General features: G+C 56.3%; 13 protein-coding genes and 1 tRNA gene. 7 read left to right on the top strand and 7 right to left on the bottom strand.

Annotated elements, in window-relative coordinates; translation table 11 throughout:
• The first annotated feature begins 31 nt into the window (after positions 1-31).
• Complete coding sequence (locus ACR0IV_RS09565; protein ID WP_480656886.1) at positions 32-1705, top strand: acetolactate synthase large subunit; 1674 nt, start codon at positions 32-34, stop codon at positions 1703-1705.
• Positions 1702-3090: an aldehyde dehydrogenase family protein gene (locus tag ACR0IV_RS09560; RefSeq protein ID WP_480656887.1), complete on the top strand. Its 1389-nt coding sequence runs from the start codon at positions 1702-1704 to the stop codon at positions 3088-3090. The genes ACR0IV_RS09565 and ACR0IV_RS09560 overlap by 4 nt, the downstream gene beginning before the upstream one ends.
• A 452-nt stretch (positions 3091-3542) precedes the next feature.
• Here ACR0IV_RS09560 and ACR0IV_RS09555 read toward each other — a convergent pair whose 3' ends face one another.
• Both ACR0IV_RS09555 and ACR0IV_RS09550 read right to left on the bottom strand, forming a co-directional pair.
• Positions 3543-4028: a hypothetical protein gene (locus tag ACR0IV_RS09555; RefSeq protein WP_480656888.1), complete on the bottom strand. Its 486-nt coding sequence runs from the start codon at positions 4026-4028 to the stop codon at positions 3543-3545.
• Positions 4029-4544: 516 nt separating this feature from the next.
• Positions 4545-4619: transfer RNA gene (locus ACR0IV_RS09550), tRNA-Gln, on the bottom strand.
• A gap of 352 nt (positions 4620-4971) precedes the next feature.
• On the opposite strand from ACR0IV_RS09550, the gene ACR0IV_RS09545 reads away from it, so the two are divergent.
• On the top strand, positions 4972-5481 hold the full coding sequence (locus tag ACR0IV_RS09545) for a ferritin (RefSeq protein ID WP_480656889.1): 510 nt from the start codon (positions 4972-4974) through the stop codon (positions 5479-5481).
• On the opposite strand, the gene ACR0IV_RS09540 is transcribed toward ACR0IV_RS09545, so the two are convergent.
• Positions 5482-5970 carry an SH3 domain-containing protein gene (locus ACR0IV_RS09540; RefSeq protein WP_480656890.1) on the bottom strand — a complete coding sequence of 163 codons (489 nt, stop codon included), beginning with the start codon at positions 5968-5970 and terminating at the stop codon, positions 5482-5484.
• Positions 5971-6142: 172 nt separating this feature from the next.
• Here ACR0IV_RS09540 and ACR0IV_RS09535 point away from each other — a divergent pair, with 172 nt between their 5' ends.
• The 4 genes from ACR0IV_RS09535 (at position 6143) to ACR0IV_RS09520 (ending at position 12613) form a co-directional block, all read left to right on the top strand.
• Positions 6143-7129 (top strand): 2-hydroxyacid dehydrogenase, encoded by a 987-nt coding sequence (locus ACR0IV_RS09535; RefSeq protein WP_480485047.1) that lies wholly within the window; start codon positions 6143-6145, stop codon positions 7127-7129.
• 24 nt (positions 7130-7153) lie between these two features.
• Positions 7154-8551: an FAD-binding oxidoreductase gene (locus tag ACR0IV_RS09530; RefSeq protein ID WP_480468822.1), complete on the top strand. Its 1398-nt coding sequence runs from the start codon at positions 7154-7156 to the stop codon at positions 8549-8551.
• Between the two features lie 86 nt (positions 8552-8637).
• Complete coding sequence (locus tag ACR0IV_RS09525; protein WP_480468823.1) at positions 8638-9966, top strand: cupredoxin domain-containing protein; 1329 nt, start codon at positions 8638-8640, stop codon at positions 9964-9966.
• 139 nt (positions 9967-10105) lie between these two features.
• The gene (locus tag ACR0IV_RS09520) at positions 10106-12613 is read left to right on the top strand and encodes a GcvT family protein (RefSeq protein WP_480656891.1); all 2508 of its coding nucleotides are present in this window, start codon (positions 10106-10108) and stop codon (positions 12611-12613) included.
• Positions 12614-12649: 36 nt separating this feature from the next.
• Here the strand turns inward: ACR0IV_RS09520 and ACR0IV_RS09515 are convergent, their stop codons facing one another.
• The 4 genes from ACR0IV_RS09515 to ACR0IV_RS09500 all read right to left on the bottom strand — a co-directional run bounded on the left by ACR0IV_RS09515 (position 12650) and on the right by ACR0IV_RS09500 (position 15290).
• Positions 12650-13081, bottom strand: a complete 432-nt coding sequence (locus tag ACR0IV_RS09515; RefSeq protein ID WP_480656892.1) for an EF-hand domain-containing protein — start codon at positions 13079-13081, stop codon at positions 12650-12652.
• A gap of 81 nt (positions 13082-13162) precedes the next feature.
• Positions 13163-13501 (bottom strand): carboxymuconolactone decarboxylase family protein, encoded by a 339-nt coding sequence (locus ACR0IV_RS09510; RefSeq protein ID WP_480656893.1) that lies wholly within the window; start codon positions 13499-13501, stop codon positions 13163-13165.
• 71 nt (positions 13502-13572) lie between these two features.
• Positions 13573-14226, bottom strand: coding sequence for a DUF938 domain-containing protein (locus ACR0IV_RS09505; RefSeq protein ID WP_480656894.1), 654 nt, complete (start codon positions 14224-14226; stop codon positions 13573-13575).
• Complete coding sequence (locus tag ACR0IV_RS09500) at positions 14223-15290, bottom strand: NAD(P)/FAD-dependent oxidoreductase (protein ID WP_480656896.1); 1068 nt, start codon at positions 15288-15290, stop codon at positions 14223-14225. The genes ACR0IV_RS09505 and ACR0IV_RS09500 overlap by 4 nt, the downstream gene beginning before the upstream one ends.
• Positions 15291-15359: the final 69 nt, after the last annotated feature.

Here is a 15359-nt window from a genome sequence, read left to right as displayed (position 1 = left end):
AAGATTGACCCGCACAAATGCAGGAGGACGCATGTCAGATTCACAAATCAGCACATCATCCCACACCAAAGCCTCAGACTTGTTGGTCGCTGCGCTGGAAGCTGAAGGCGTCGAGTATATCTTTGCCGTTCCCGGTGAAGAAAATCTGGATGTTCTCGAGTCTCTCAGAACATCCTCGATCGAACTGGTTTTGACCCGACACGAACAGGGGTCTGCTTTCATGGCAGCCACCTATGGCCGTCTGACCGGAAAAGCAGGTGTCTGTATGGCAACACTTGGACCGGGTGCTACGAATTTCGCCACACCTGCTGCCTATGCGCATCTCGGTGGAATGCCCCTGATAATGATCACGGGGCAAAAGCCAATCAAGAAATCAAAACAGGGTCAGTTCCAGATAATTGATGTGGTGGGACTGTTTGCTCCGATCTGCAAGATGTCCAAGCAGATCGTCCATGGCAATACCATCCCGTCGCTGATCCGCGAGGCATTTCGCGTGGCACAGGAAGAACGCCCCGGTGCAGTGCTTTTGGAACTGCCCGAGGATATCGCGGCCGAAGAGACGGACGAACGCGTTCTGCAACCTCATCCACGCCACTATGCCGTGGCTGGTGATACGGTCCTGAACGAAGCGGCTGAGATGATCCGGTCTGCAAAAATGCCGCTGTTGTTGCTGGGCGCAGGCGCCAACCGTAAACACGCTCGCAGTGCGCTTAGCCAATTTGTGAAGGACACGCAGATCCCCTTTTTTAACACCCAAATGGGCAAGGGCGTGGTGGATGAGCGTTCCGATCTTTTCCTTGGAACCGCGGCCCTGTCGGACGGGGATTACCTGCATTGCGCCATCGACCGGTCCGATCTGATCATCAACGTCGGGCATGACGTTGTAGAAAAACCGCCCTTTTTTATGGAGGAAGGCGGCACCAAAGTTATCCACGTGAACTACAAGGCCGCGCAGGTCGATCAGGTCTATTTTCCCCAAGTCGAAGTTGTGGGGGATCTGACGCAATCCATCGCCAGGCTCGGGCACATTCTGGGCGGGCCGTTGGAATTTGACCGCAGCTATTTCCACCGCATCAAAGAGGAAACGGACCTGCACACATCGGCAGGTTCCGACGATGCCCGCTTTCCTGTCATCCCGCAGCGCTTTGTGGCTGATACCCGCAAAGTCATGGGGGATTGCGATATCATCGCGCTGGACAATGGGATCTATAAAATATGGTACGCGAGAAATTACAAAGCCTATCAGCCAAACACGGTACTTTTAGACAACGCACTTGCAACCATGGGAGCTGGATTGCCGTCAGCCATGATGGCGGCAAAGCTTTACCCAGACCGTCGGGTTATGGCGATCTGCGGTGATGGTGGTTTCATGATGAACAGTCAGGAAATAGAGACGGCGGTGCGGCTCGGGCTCAATCTGGTGGTGACTGTGCTGAACGACAGTTCGTATGGCATGATCCGCTGGAAGCAGTCGCACGCGGGATTTGATGACTGGGGATTGGAGTTCAACAACCCCGATTTTGTTCAGTATGCCAACAGTTACGGTGCAACCGGTCATCGTATCGAACGTACTGAAGATCTGGTGCCGGTCTTTGAGCGGGCATTCGCAGCAGGTGGAGTTCATCTTGTCGATCTTCCCGTTGACTACAGCGAAAATCAGCGTGTGCTGATTGATGAACTGGCAGCGAAGGCGTGCCTGATATGAGCGAATTCACCCTGGACGTTGTTAACCCCTTCACTCTGAAACGCATTGGCGTGGTTGAACTCTGCTCAGATAGTGAGACCGACGCCATGCTTGAGGCGGCTCATGTCCTTTACCGCAATCGTGAGAGCTGGTTGCCGGCGTTCAGGCGGATAGAAATCCTCAAGACTACCGCTCAGCTTATGGCCGCCCGGCATGAAGAGCTTGCCCTGCTCATTGCAAGTGAGGGCGGTAAGCCACTGGTTGATGCGCGTGTGGAAGTTACACGGGCCATCGACGGTGTTGAATTGTGTGTCCATGAGATCGGTCAGATGACAGGCAAAGAGATTCCCATGGAACTGACCGCAGCCGGGTCAGGTCGGATAGCATTCACACAACGTGAACCGATTGGAGTTGTGGTTGCAGCAAGCGCTTTCAACCACCCGCTTAACCTGATCGTCCATCAGGTTGCCCCTGCCGTGGCCGCCGGGTGCCCCGTAATTGTAAAACCTGCCTTGGACACCCCTTTGTCCTGCCGGGTGTTCGTCGACATTCTTCGCCAGGCCGGGCTACCCAAAGACTGGTGCCGTTTCGCGGCATGTCACAACGATGTGGCCGAGAAAATGATCACTGACCCGAGGGTCGGGTTTTTCTCCTTTATCGGGTCGGCGAAGGTGGGCTGGATGCTGCGGTCCAAGCTTGCCCCTGGAACACGATGCGCCCTGGAGCATGGCGGCGCAGCACCTGTTATTGTTGATGACAGTGCTGATATCGACGCAATGATCCCCTTGCTGACCAAAGGTGGCTTTTATCACTCCGGTCAAGTTTGTGTTTCCGTTCAACGGGTCTTTGCCCCAGCAAAAATTGCCGCTGAAGTTGCACAGAAACTGGCTGATGCAGCCGGTGGGCTGAGAGTTGGCGATGCTACGGACGCCAATGTGGATTGCGGGCCTCTTATCCGGCCCGCCGAAGTCGATCGGGTCGAACAATGGGTGGATGAAGCTGTTCAGTCGGGTGCGTCAGTGCTTACCGGCGGGAAACGCTTGGGACAGACAACCTATGCTCCGACAGTTCTGCTAAACCCGCCTCAGGATGCCCGCGTGTCAACAGCGGAGATTTTTGGCCCGGTCGTTTGCGTCTACGGTTATGACGATATTGAAACCGCATATCACGCTGCGAACAGCTTGCCCTATGCGTTTCAAGCATCCGTCTTTACCAAGACGCTCGACGTTGCGATGCAAGCCATTCAGCATTTGGACGCAACGGCGGTTATGGTCAACGATCACACTGCATTCAGGGTAGACTGGATGCCCTTCGCCGGGCGCCGCCAGTCGGGCCACAATACCGGAGGTATCGGTTACACCATACATGACATGACTCAGGACAAAATGGCCGTAATCAAGATCTGAGGTAATGGGGCCGGTGTTGTGCCAGGCAAATGTCGCCTCTTCCCGTGACACTCCTCGAGGTTATTCTATGACCAGTCCTTGGAGCAATTGCAGCGAAAGGTCACTTTGCCTGCTCTTTCCCCGGTCGATGCAGATTAAGTATGAGGCAGCGTCGTCTAACCCCGGTCTTTGGCGCATTAGGCGGCGAAGGCTCTTGGAGAGCCCAGAACCGCCGTCGTTAGGCGGACCGATTGGAGCCTGTTTCATGCAACTTCACCGGTTTTGACATTTGATATTCCGGGGCGATTTATGTCCTTGTGTGGGAAGAATGCCGACCACAGATGAAAGAAGAGGCCCGGTATTATATCCCCGAAAGCTTCCTTTAGGGCCTCGTCCAGTTTTTTCTGCGGTATTCCAAGGGCCGAGAACCTGCATCGTTCAGCAAGAGGAACAGTATCCGGGTTTCGGGCCACCTAGCTGCCAAAGGGCCAGCTGAAGATGTCCCCTATATTCTCTATGATTGCGGCGAGGAGCACCACACCGGCGATCAGTGCCGCGATGAGCCAGATGAATTGGAACGTGATAGCCGCAAACCCAAGGCTTGCGCCATAGGCTGGATAGCGCCAATTCTCCCTGCGCAGACCGGAGATTAGCGACAGCACCAGAGCCACAACACCCAGTACAGGACCGACTATGGCTAGGTACATCCAGTAGTTCGTTACTTCCTCGACAGGCAGAGTGTCTTCCAATCCACGCAGGCTGAACCAAGCAGATCGCCCGATGTCGCCTGCAATCTCGCCGATCTGGCTTCCCACAGAGGGAGCGGGCTGAAGGCTCGGATAGACGATGTGCATGAACACGGCGATAACGCCGAGACCGCCGGCAAGCACGGCCCAGAGGCCGAAAGTATAGAACGGATGCGGCGCCAAGCCTTGTTTCATCGCGGTATTCACAGTCATTCAGGTCGTATTACTTGAAATTGGGGCAAGAGCGTGGCAGACGTTAATTTCTGTCCACCCGGACCCTTCCAAGTGGCCAATCTTTTTGGCGTCAATCTCGGCTGGTCGTTGCTACGAATGGAAGCACGTGAAACCCTCCCGTGTGAAATTTTATGCGATTTCTGCACAAGTGCATCAAAGCGAAGGTCACCGAACCGTCAGTTAGAGCGGGCCACCCAATGAAAGTGAACCGTTCGTCCATAGTTTCTGACTGTTGCGTGTCTTCTAACCCACCAAGTTGAACGACTGTTTCGTCCGCATTGCTTTCGTTGGTGCAGATTGAAGCGGATGTCAGCAATTCGCCTGAGGCGCTGAATCCAGAGTTAAAGACCTTATGTGCCACGGCAGTTATTGGTAGCTAGGACACCAGCGAACTAAGCTGTGAGCCACCCGCCAAAACCGCCAAATTTGGTAAAAGTTGTTGTCCTACCCGACAAAAGTTGCGATTCATACCGGACGACACAAATAGGAAAAACGTGGCTGGGGTGGTAGGATTCGAACCTACGATACACGGTACCAAAAACCGCTGCCTTACCACTTGGCTACACCCCAACGGTGAGCGGCTATCTACGACTGTTGGTTGCAGGGTTCAAGAGCTTTTTAGGACAAAAGTGACATCGATCCGGAAATAATTTTGAATGACACTTGCGGTGGATGTGATCCGATAATTCAACACCATATCAGCGTCTTCATTGCATACCAGTGGTGCCCGCGCGCGAAGAGGTTGAGGGGAAGATCAATGCCCGAGATAAGACGGCCGATGCAGTTGCAGGTGAAACTCAGCTACAGAATGAAGATTCTAAGGTATTGTTTATTATTATAAAACAAGAAGCCTCGCCATTGAGGATATCGATCCTTGATACTATCTTCCAACCACACGCCACTGAGTTGGAAGGAGCACGCGATGAATCTGAACCCAAAAGTCGCCGAGGCGCTGAACAAGCAGATCAATAATGAGTTGAACGCTTCCTACAGCTATCTTGCAATGTCGGCTTATTTCGAGGCTCAGGATTTGCCAGGATTTGCCAGTTGGTTCCGGGGCCATTCGGCCGAAGAGGAAACGCACGCGATGCGGATCTTCGATTTTGTCGCCAAGCGAGGCGCGCGAATTGAGTTGGAAGGGATTGCGAAACCGCACTCGGATTATGCGTCGCCGGTCGACGTGCTGGAGCAGGCCTTATCGCAGGAACAGACTGTGACGGGACAGATCAACGCTTTGTTCGAATTGGCTCAGGCTGAAAAGGAATATAGCACACAAAACATGTTGAACTGGTTTTTGGCCGAACAGATTGAGGAAGAGGACTTGTTTACCTCCATTCTCGATAAGGTGAAGGCGGCAGGTACGGATCGCTGGAATCTGCTGCTTCTGGATCAGGAGCTGGCTCAGCGTGGCGGGGGTGAGACTGCGGAATAGCTATTCGCGGATTTCGGCAGCATCAACGCCCCAAAGATTGCTTTTGAGCGTCCACCCACGAAACCCCCCGGCAGAAATACGGCACCAGTCGGGGGTGCAGGTTCCCAGCCGCGCCACTACGCCTGTTTCGAATTGGGCATTAACCTGTGAATTAGGGTCCGGTGTTGCGTAGACAGGCAGCAAGTCCGATTCAACCAGGACTGTCCGCACCCCTGACAACAGGGCATAATGAACCCAGCCTCCAGCACCGTCGCGGTCCTGTACCTTCCGCCAGTTTCCGTATTCTGCGGTGATCTGCAGCGGCATGCCGCGGCGTTTGAATACCCAGTCGATTCGGTGGGTCAGGGATGGGCCACGGCGGACATTACCCTCGGCAGCTTTCATCGAGACATAGCGTGGCAGCGGCAGATTCGTGACCGGGCCGCGTTTGTCCTGCGCGGACACAGCGTTGGTGACAAACGCAAAAACAAATGCGGTAATCACCGTCATCACACGGCGTTTCACTGAAAACCTCGCACTCACTGCCTGCCTGCTCTTATTGCCTGTTGACCGTGTTTCTAAAAAAGCTCGGGTCTATGCCCAAGGGGTTCTTGTGCCCCGTGTCATCCTGCGCCACGATGCCATGGCGCGCGGCGATTTGCAAAGCGGTAGGAGGGCTGAGGTGCCAAGAGAACGTCTGAGTGTTGTCGTTACGCGACGATTGCCCGAAGCAGTGGAAACCCGGTTGAGTGAACTGTTCGATGTGCGGTTGCGCGACGATGACTCGCCGATGACACGCGATCAGCTGGTTGCGGCGGTGAAAGAGGCCGATGTGCTGGTACCGACCATCACCGACACAATCGACGGAGGCATTCTGGGCCAAGCGGGCGAAAATTTGCGCCTGATTGCGAATTATGGAGCCGGTGTCGACAATATCGATGTGGCAACCGCCCGGCAGCGCGGCATTCTGGTCTCGAATACGCCCGGAGTGCTGACTGATGATACAGCGGACATGACGATGACGCTGATCCTTTCTGTAACGCGACGCATCCCGGAGGGGCTGAGCGTGATGCAAAAAGGCGATTGGGAGGGCTGGGCACCAACAGCTTTGCTTGGCGGCCGAGTCGGTGGCCGCCGCCTGGGGATTCTCGGCATGGGTCGGATCGGGCAGGCCGTTGCCCGGCGAGCTAGCGCATTCGGGATGCAGGTGCATTACCATAACCGCCGCCGCCTGCGCCCTGAGATCGAGCAGGAGCTTGAAGCAACCTATTGGGACAGTCTGGATCAGATGGTTGCCCGGATGGACGTCATCTCGATCAACTGCCCATCGACTCCTTCGACTTTCCACCTGATGAACGCGCGGCGGCTGAAGCTGATGAAACCTTCGGCGGTGATCGTGAACACCTCGCGTGGCGAGGTGATCGACGAAAACGCCCTGACCCGCATGATCCGTGCGGGTGAAATCGCTGGGGCCGGATTGGACGTGTATGAGCACGGCACCGATGTGAACCCGCGACTGCGGCAACTGCCCAACGTGGTGTTGCTGCCGCATATGGGCTCGGCAACTCTGGAAGGGCGGATCGAGATGGGTGAGAAGGTGATCATCAACATCAAGACCTTCGAGGATGGTCACCGTCCGCCAGATCAGGTCGTGCCCGCAATGCTGTAAGCCTCAGGCGCAAAGGGGAACATGATGGTGCAGGCATCCACTTTGCCACGCAACGAGGCCGGGATCGAGACGGCGTTGGGGATATTGAAGCAACGCTTCGGGGATCGATTGCAAACCGGAGCGGCGATCCGCGAACAGCACGGCCACACAACCACATGGATCGAGAACCAGAGCCCCGATGCAGTAGTATTTCCGCAATCCACCGAAGAAGTGGCCGAGATTGTCCGAACCTGTGCCGCGCATAAGGTGCCGGTGATCCCGTTTGGCACGGGCACCTCTCTTGAAGGGCATGTGAACGCGCCTGCAGGTGGAGTGTCGGTTGATCTGAGCCAGATGAACAGAATTCTGTCGGTCAATGCGGGCGATCTGGATTGCACCGTACAACCCGGCGTGACCCGTGCCGACCTGAACACATATCTGCGTGATCAGGGACTGTTCTTTCCTATCGATCCGGGCGCCAATGCTTCGCTGGGCGGGATGGCGGCCACCCGAGCCTCGGGTACAAACGCGGTGCGTTATGGGACGATGAAGGATAACGTGCTGAGTCTTGAGGCGGTAATGCCCGACGGGCAGGTCATTCGCACAGGCCACAGGGCACGTAAGTCTTCGGCGGGATATGACCTGACGCGCCTGTTGATTGGGGCTGAAGGGACACTGGGGATCATCACCGAGATCACTCTGCGCCTGCAGGGCATTCCCGAGGCGATCAGCTCGGCCCGTTGTTCTTTCCCGACCGTGGATGCGGCTTGTCAGGCGGTGATGATGACCATCCAGTACGGCATACCTGTGGCTCGTATTGAACTACTGGACCAGATGTCTGTACGTGCCGCCAATGCCTATTCCGGGCTAGACCTGCCTGAAACCCCACTGCTGTTGCTTGAGTTCCACGGATCAGACAGTGGTGCCGCGGAACAGGCCGACAGCTTCGGTCAGATCGCCGAGGATTTCGGTGGCACGGATTTCGCCTCGACCTCGACGACAGAAGAACGCAACAAGCTTTGGCAGGCGCGGCACGATATGTACTGGGCCTGTCTGCAATTGCGCCCGGGGGCGAGCGGTATTTCAACTGATGTCTGCGTTCCGATTTCGCGACTGGCCGAATGTGTGACGGCGGCTCAGGGCAAGGCGGAGGAACTTGGCTTGCAGGCTCCGATCGTTGGTCATGTCGGTGACGGCAACTTTCACACTTTGGTGCTGCTTGAAATGGACAGCCCGAAAGAAGTGTCTGCTGCCGATACTTTCGTCGGTTGGCTGAACGATCTGGCGATCTCGATGGACGGCACCTGCACCGGAGAGCACGGGATCGGGCAGGGCAAACGCCCCTATCTGGTCAAGGAACTTGGCGCAGCGACGGGCTACATGTCCGCGATCAAATCAGCACTGGATCCCGATAACATCATGAATCCCGGCAAGATTCTCTGACCCCACTTACGAGGGTTGGTCATAACAACGCCTCAATTTTATGTGAGTGGTTCGGGCAAAAGCAGTATTTGATTCCGAGGTTATTCATGGGTGTATTGCGGTTCATCGGATTCCTGTTGATCGCCGTCATAGTTGTTGCAGGTCTGGACTATTTCCAACAGGACAAGAAAACCGAAGGCAGATTGTCGTTTGGCGGGTATGTGGACACCATCAATCAACGGTTCAACTTGTATCAGGCCGAACTCGCTGCTGAAGAAATTGAGCGTGAGCGGCAGAAACGTTGGAAAGAAGGTCCCAGAGGCCATCTCCCCGCATCGGCTGACGGTTGGGTCCGTCGCGCTATCGCCGATGCTGACTATGCTCGTGATGCTCGCGAGGGGGTTCTGCAGGATAACATAAGCGAGGCCGCCCGACCGCTCGCCAAGAAACTCGCGGTTCAAGAAGTCGAACAACTGGCCATCAAGCTTGATCGGACCAGTGCAGTTTACGAAAACGGCGTTCATACCGTTTGGCTTCAGATGCGGTTCAGAGCAAACGCAAAGTCCAACACCTTGGCTGGTAACATCGCCATGTCCATGGAAGGGTTGGGCACGGGTGCGCGGGATTACACGCCGTTCGGCATCATAGGCGGCGTGGCATATTTTCAGTTTGCGCAAAACAGATACAGTGTGATCACCGTAGATGATCGGTCATTCTGGTCGATGGTCACCGCCGGGATCACGGATTTGGAAGCTGACCCCGGGTTTGATATCTATAAGGCGACCATTGGTCTGGGGGAAGAAATCCGTCTGCAAATCTATTCAGATGCGCCCGCGCCGAAGCTGCGCGGGTTTCTGGAGCAGTTGGATTATGACGAATTGAACGCTTTGCTCAGTCAACCGGTGCCCGGTGTCGGCAACGGGTCGAAATCCGATCCGGAACGCGAGGGCGATGTGGCGGCCGAGATGGCTGCATTGCGCAAGGAATTCGTCAAACTGCGCAATGAACTGGCGCGGTTGCGGCTTGAAAACATTGATGAGCTTTCGTTGATGGCCAACACACTGGCCAGCCAATATGGCTTGCCTAACGATGCTTTCGACCTCACGGCAAATAGAATCGAATCGTCAGAAGACCTGGTTCAGGTTGGATATCGCAAGGGGCTGGCGGATATCCTGGATGGCGAAATTCAGAAGGCTGAGACAGGCGGCGGGAATGTCTTTGGAAAGCTGTTTGCCAAATTCAGTGGAGATTCCGCTTCGGAGGAGGCTGAACCCGAGGCCACCGGTGGCGGGTTTCTGAGCGGTTTGATGTCGGCTTTTGGCAAATCCGATTCTGACAAGGAAACTGTGGTCCGTGTAAACAAAGGCGGATCAGGTACAAGCAGCGATTGCCTGACCAAGGGCGCATTCAAGCACTGCACTCTCGGCGGCGGATAGCGACCCTTCATAAGACACAAAAACGACCCGGCTCATCGCGTGGGTCGTTTTTCTTATATCACTGGTCGGATGAATGTCGCGCCGGGGCGCGCAAATGCGCCATATGGTGTCAACTGAATTCAAGGGGAGACACCCGGCTATGAAAACCCAAGTCAAAGCACTGGTCGTTGGCGGCGGCGCCGTCGGGACCTCGATCGCCTATCACCTGGCCAAAGCGGGCTGGGACGACGTGATGTTGATCGAACGGGACGAACTGACGTCCGGATCAACATGGCACGCCGCTGGCCTGTTGCCGCTGTTCAACATGTCCTATGCGACCACTCATATTCACAAATACTCGGTCGATTTCTACAAGACGCTTGAGGAAGAAACCGGTCTGAATGCAGGTTTTGCCGTGGTGGGCAACCTCCGCATGGCACAGACGCAGGAGCGTATGGACGAATACATGCTCTATGCGTCGACAGCTGAAACCTGTGATGTTGCCTATGAATGGCTGACCCCCGAGCAGATCAAGGAACGTTGGCCGCTGATCGAAACCGGCGACCTGAAGGGCGCGATCTACCACACCGAAGACGGTTACATTAACCCGGCCGATGTGACCCAGGCGATGGCCAAAGGGGCCCGGCAGCGCGGTGTCGAGATCGTCCGCAAACTGCAGGCCGACGCCTTCCACTGGAACGGTACCCATTGGGAAGTCACCTGCACCAAGATGGTTGAAAAGGGCGGTAACCTTGTCGAAAGCGACGAGCAGGTGGTGATCACCGCCGAGCATGTCGTGACCGCTTCGGGTAACCACGCCCAGCGCACTGCCAAGATGTTGGGCATCAAGATGCCTGCGATCCCGGTCGAGCACACTTTCATCGTCATGGACAAAGACCCCGAGCTAGTCAAATGGCGCGAGGCGGGCAACCCGGAACACCCCGTTGTCCGCGACGCTGACAACGAATCCTACGCACGTGAAGAACGTGGTGGCTGGATTCTGGGCATCTACGAGCACGGCGCACCAGCGCGCTTTGAACATGGCGTGCCTGACAGCTTCCGCGCTGACTTGTTCCCGCTGGATCTAGACCGGATCGCGGATCAATACATGGCAATGGCCGAACGTGTACCGTCCTGTGCCGAATCCGGCCTGAAAGACGATTTCAACGGCCCGATCTGCTATACCCCCGATGGCAACCCGCTGGTTGGTCCGGCTCCGGGCCTGCGCAATATGTGGCTGGCCGAAGGTTTCTCGTTCGGGATCACCGCGGCAGGCGGCACCGGCTACTATCTGGCGCAGATGATGGTCGATGGCGAAGCCGAGATCGACATGGCTTCGCTGGACCCCAAACGCTACAGCAGCAACTGGATGACCACCGAATTCGCGGCGCGCAAGAATGAAGAGTGCTATGAGCACGTTTACATCCTGCACCACCCCGACGAAGAGCGTGAAGCTTGCCGTCCGCTGCGCACCGCACCGGCGTATGACCGCCAGAAAGCACGCGGCGCGCAATTCGGCTGGGTCAACGGCTGGGAACGCCCGAACTATTTCGGCCCGCTGGACGCACCGGAAAACTTCGACAAAGAGGCCCGCTCGTTCCGCCGTGGCGGTTGGTGGCAACATGCTGTTGATGAGGCCAAAGCGATCCGCGAAGGCGTTGGCCTGATCGACGCGACCGCCTTTACCAAGCACGTCGTCAAAGGCCCCGGTGCGACTCAGTTCCTGGACTGGTTCACCTGCAACAAGCTGCCCAAGGTCGGTCGCATTAACCTGACTTATGCACTGACCTCGCACGGGACCACCCGCACCGAGTACACCATCGTCCGCAATGGCGAGAACAACTACTACATCGTCTCTGCCGGTGCCTGGACCGAGTACGACGCCGACTTCCTGCGCAAGGCGGCCGAGGACAAGATGGATGAGTTCGGCTATATCGAGATCCAGGACGTGACTACCCAGTGGGGCGTGTTCGCCATCGCCGGACCCAAGTCGCGTGACGTTCTGAAAGAGGTCATCAAGGACGCCGATCCGGAAACCGCTCTGTCCAACAAGCGCTTCCCGTGGCTGTCGGCTCGTCAGATCGAGCTGGGTATGTGCCCTGTCAATGCGATCCGTGTGGCCTATACCGGCGAGCTGGGTTGGGAACTGCACCACCCGATCGAGATGCAGAACTACCTGTTCGACCTGCTGGAAAAAGCCGGTGAGAAGCACGGTATGAAGCTGGTCGGTGCACGCGCCCAAAACTGGCTGCGCCAGGAGAAATCCTATCGCGCCTTCGGCACCGAGCTGGGCCGCGACGCGACTCCGCTGGAAGCCGATTTGCCGCGGTTTGTTGATCTGTCGAAGGACTTCCACGGCAAGGCCAAGCTGGAAGAGACCGGCGTGCGTGTGAAATGCTGCACTCTGCTGATTGATGGCCCGGACGATGCCGATCCGTGGGGTCGCGAGGTGCTCTATACGCCGGAGGGAGAGCGCGTCGGCCGTCTGACTTCGGGCGGTTACTCGGTCGCCTTCGAGAAATCCATCGGTATGGGTTATGTGAAGCCCGAACTGGCGGTCGAAGGCACCAAGCTGCAGGTCAAAATGCAGGACAAACTTTGGGATGCAGTTGTTACCTGCGACAGCCCTTACGATCCGAAGAATGAGGTCATCCGCAAGGATGGATAAATCAAAAGGCCCCGGTTCTGGCCGGGGCCTTTTTTGTCAGGATTGCTGGAAATCGGCCAAGCTGACGTGCCCATCCTTGTTGCGATCCAGCGCTTTCAACCAGATGTCAGTTCCGGTGATGAACTCGTCATGGCTGATCTGCCCGTCCTGGTTCGAGTCGTTGAATTCACGTTTCAGCGTATCGACTGCCTGCATGGCCTTACTGCGCTCAGCTCCGGTTTCAGTCGCGGCGGCGCGGGTTGTGTCGAATAGGTCATATTCTGCGGTGTCGAGAACACCATTCTCGTCAGCATCGAACATATAAAAAATGCCTTCGCGCTGCTCGGTCGCCTCTGGCAGACTGATAACCCCGTCACTGTTCAGATCCCAACTTTCGAAGAAATGTTCCAGCCCCTCATCCGCATGGCTGGCCGCAAATGCGGTACCTGCTGAAAAAGTCGCGATGAGAGCGGCAAAGATTGGTCTCATTTCATTTTCTCCATCGTTGTCTGGCGTTGTCTGTGTGAAACGTGCAGCAGATCTCGATCCGTCAGGGGCAAGGTGACGGAGTTAGCTGCCGGACAGCTCGTCGAAACAGTCCAAGGCCTTGGCGGCATACATCATCGACGGTCCGCCCCCCATTTGGATGGCCATAGCCAAAACATCCGACACTTCTTCGCGTGAGGCACCAGCCTTGATCAAAGCTTCGGTGTGCAGGGAAATGCAGGGTTCACAGCGTACGGCTATGGACATACCCAAGGCGATGAATTCCTTGGTTTTATAATCCAGCGTACCGCCTTCCTTGACCGATTTCCCCAATGCGCCAAAAGCACGTGCGGTATCTGGGATGGTGCTGTTCAAGTTACGCAAGCCCTTGCGGGTTTCATCCAGCGCGTTTTGCCAGGTCATAGCAAAGCTCCTCTTCATACATATCAAAAATAGCATATGAAGCGGAGCAACAAACTCGACTTTGATCTTGATCAGTTCGCCGGTTTTTTTGCGACGAAGGCAAGATTGTTCGCTGGCATCTCGGCGATTTCCAGCAACTCAAGCCCGTTGGCGCGCAGAAGTTCCTGCATTTGGGTGTCGTCCTTGTAGCCGATATCCGGGTCTTGCTGGATCAGAGCGTCATGGAAACGTTTGTCGCCATCACTTGTCAGCGCGCCTGCGCGCATAAAAGGCCCATAAAGAACCAGACGCCCTTTGGGTCGCAAGGTCAAAGCTGCTTCGGATACCAAAGCCGTTACCTCGGCCCAGCTGATCAGATGCAGAAGATTGATCAGAACGATAAGGTCTTTCTGGTCGAAACTCTGACTCCAACCAAGGACAGTCGCGTCCAGATGAACCGGAGGCGCAACATTGGCCAATCCCGCAGAATAGGCGCTGATACTGGCCCGGCGTTCTGCTGAGATTTCACTGGGTTGCCAGTTCAGGCCGGGCAGGCGCTGGGCAAAGGCAAGAACATGCTGACCCGTTCCGCTTGCAAGCTCCAGCGCATCACCCGATTGGGGGGCAACGCGATCTAGCAAATCGCACAGGACGTCGGAATTCCGACTGGCTGCAGGGGCGACCAATCTGCCACCATCCCCTTCGTTGGCGACGCTGGCGTTCGAGGGTAACTTACGCTTGCTCATCGGCGGAGCCTTTCGGGTTTCAACGCCGCAACTGCATCGGGATCAATCGTCGGTGTAGAACCTGACACCAGATCGCTAACCAGTTGTGAAGCCCCGGGCGCTGTCTGAAAGCCATAGCCGCCCTGAGCGGCAGACCAGATGAATGACCGATCCGCAGGGTCGGGCCCCAGAACCAGCGTGCCGTCCGGGGCAAAGCTGCGCAAACCGGCCCAGTTGCTTTCCAGACGTGTGACGGGCTCAGTCACCATTGCTTCATAGCGGGCCAGACCTTCGGCCAATACCATATCGTCTGCATAGGCATCGTGGGGCGTGGTCGGATCCGCCTCGGCAGGTGAGACCAGGAGCTTTCCTGCATCCGGTTTGGCATACCAGCTTTCCCCAGCACCCAGCATCATGGGCCAGTTGCGAACATCGTGACCACCAGGCGCAGGAATACGTGCCATTGATCTGCGGCACGGACTGATCCCGATTGGCTCAATTCCGGCCATCAGCGCGACCTCATCCACCCAGGCGCCTGCCGCGTTTACGATCTGACGTGCCTCGAACGTATCTTGCGCCTCGACGGTCCAGTGTCCGGACTTGCGAATGCGCGTCACCTTCTGACGGGTGAGGACTTTGCCTCCGCCCGCTCGGATTCTGCGCGCGAAGTCCTGCAAGACACGATCTGTGTCGACATCCCGAGCGCTATTGCTGAGCGCGGTAAATCCCACCGACGCAAGATTCAGGATCGGAATGCGCTGCAGCGCCTCCTCCAAATCTATCGGCTGAACGCCAAGGTCAGTTACGTCTTTCTCAAATTGATCCTGTTGATGCTTTGCCGCTACCAGCATCAATCCGCGCGGGGTGAGATAATCGTTGTCCTCAAAATAGGCGGCGCTGGCTTTGGACAGCGCCACAACCGAATCCGGCCCATACTCCTGTTCGAACAGGGCGGCAGATCGGCCTGACGTATGGTAGCCCAACGCGTCCTCAGCTTCGAGAACGATTACTTCACCATGTGCGGATAAGCGTGCAGCGGTGCTGAGACCGGCAATACCGCCTCCGATCACTAGAAAATCGATCATTCGCGCCTTTCTGATCCGGATATCCCGAACCGAACGGGTTGTATTTGAGTCTGAGCGGACCATTGCATG

This window comes from Ruegeria sp. C2 (assembly GCF_056537765.1).
The sequence above is the reverse complement of the archived record's forward strand: the minus strand, read 5'-3'. Positions and strand labels throughout refer to the sequence as shown.

Excerpts from the sequence above, each read along its gene's own strand:
- ACR0IV_RS09530 (WP_480468822.1), top strand. The coding sequence starts at position 7,154 with ATGGTGCAGGCATCCACTTTGCCACGCAACGAGGCCGGGATCGAGACG.
- ACR0IV_RS09555 (WP_480656888.1), bottom strand. The coding sequence starts at position 4,028 with ATGACTGTGAATACCGCGATGAAACAAGGCTTGGCGCCGCATCCGTTC.
- ACR0IV_RS09505 (WP_480656894.1), bottom strand. The coding sequence starts at position 14,226 with ATGAGCAAGCGTAAGTTACCCTCGAACGCCAGCGTCGCCAACGAAGGG.
- ACR0IV_RS09560 (WP_480656887.1), top strand. The coding sequence starts at position 1,702 with ATGAGCGAATTCACCCTGGACGTTGTTAACCCCTTCACTCTGAAACGC.
- ACR0IV_RS09545 (WP_480656889.1), top strand. The coding sequence starts at position 4,972 with ATGAATCTGAACCCAAAAGTCGCCGAGGCGCTGAACAAGCAGATCAAT.
- ACR0IV_RS09520 (WP_480656891.1), top strand. The coding sequence starts at position 10,106 with ATGAAAACCCAAGTCAAAGCACTGGTCGTTGGCGGCGGCGCCGTCGGG.
- ACR0IV_RS09565 (WP_480656886.1), top strand. The coding sequence starts at position 32 with ATGTCAGATTCACAAATCAGCACATCATCCCACACCAAAGCCTCAGAC.
- ACR0IV_RS09500 (WP_480656896.1), bottom strand. The coding sequence starts at position 15,290 with ATGATCGATTTTCTAGTGATCGGAGGCGGTATTGCCGGTCTCAGCACC.
- ACR0IV_RS09540 (WP_480656890.1), bottom strand. The coding sequence starts at position 5,970 with ATGACGGTGATTACCGCATTTGTTTTTGCGTTTGTCACCAACGCTGTG.
- ACR0IV_RS09515 (WP_480656892.1), bottom strand. The coding sequence starts at position 13,081 with ATGAGACCAATCTTTGCCGCTCTCATCGCGACTTTTTCAGCAGGTACC.
- ACR0IV_RS09525 (WP_480468823.1), top strand. The coding sequence starts at position 8,638 with ATGGGTGTATTGCGGTTCATCGGATTCCTGTTGATCGCCGTCATAGTT.
- ACR0IV_RS09510 (WP_480656893.1), bottom strand. The coding sequence starts at position 13,501 with ATGACCTGGCAAAACGCGCTGGATGAAACCCGCAAGGGCTTGCGTAAC.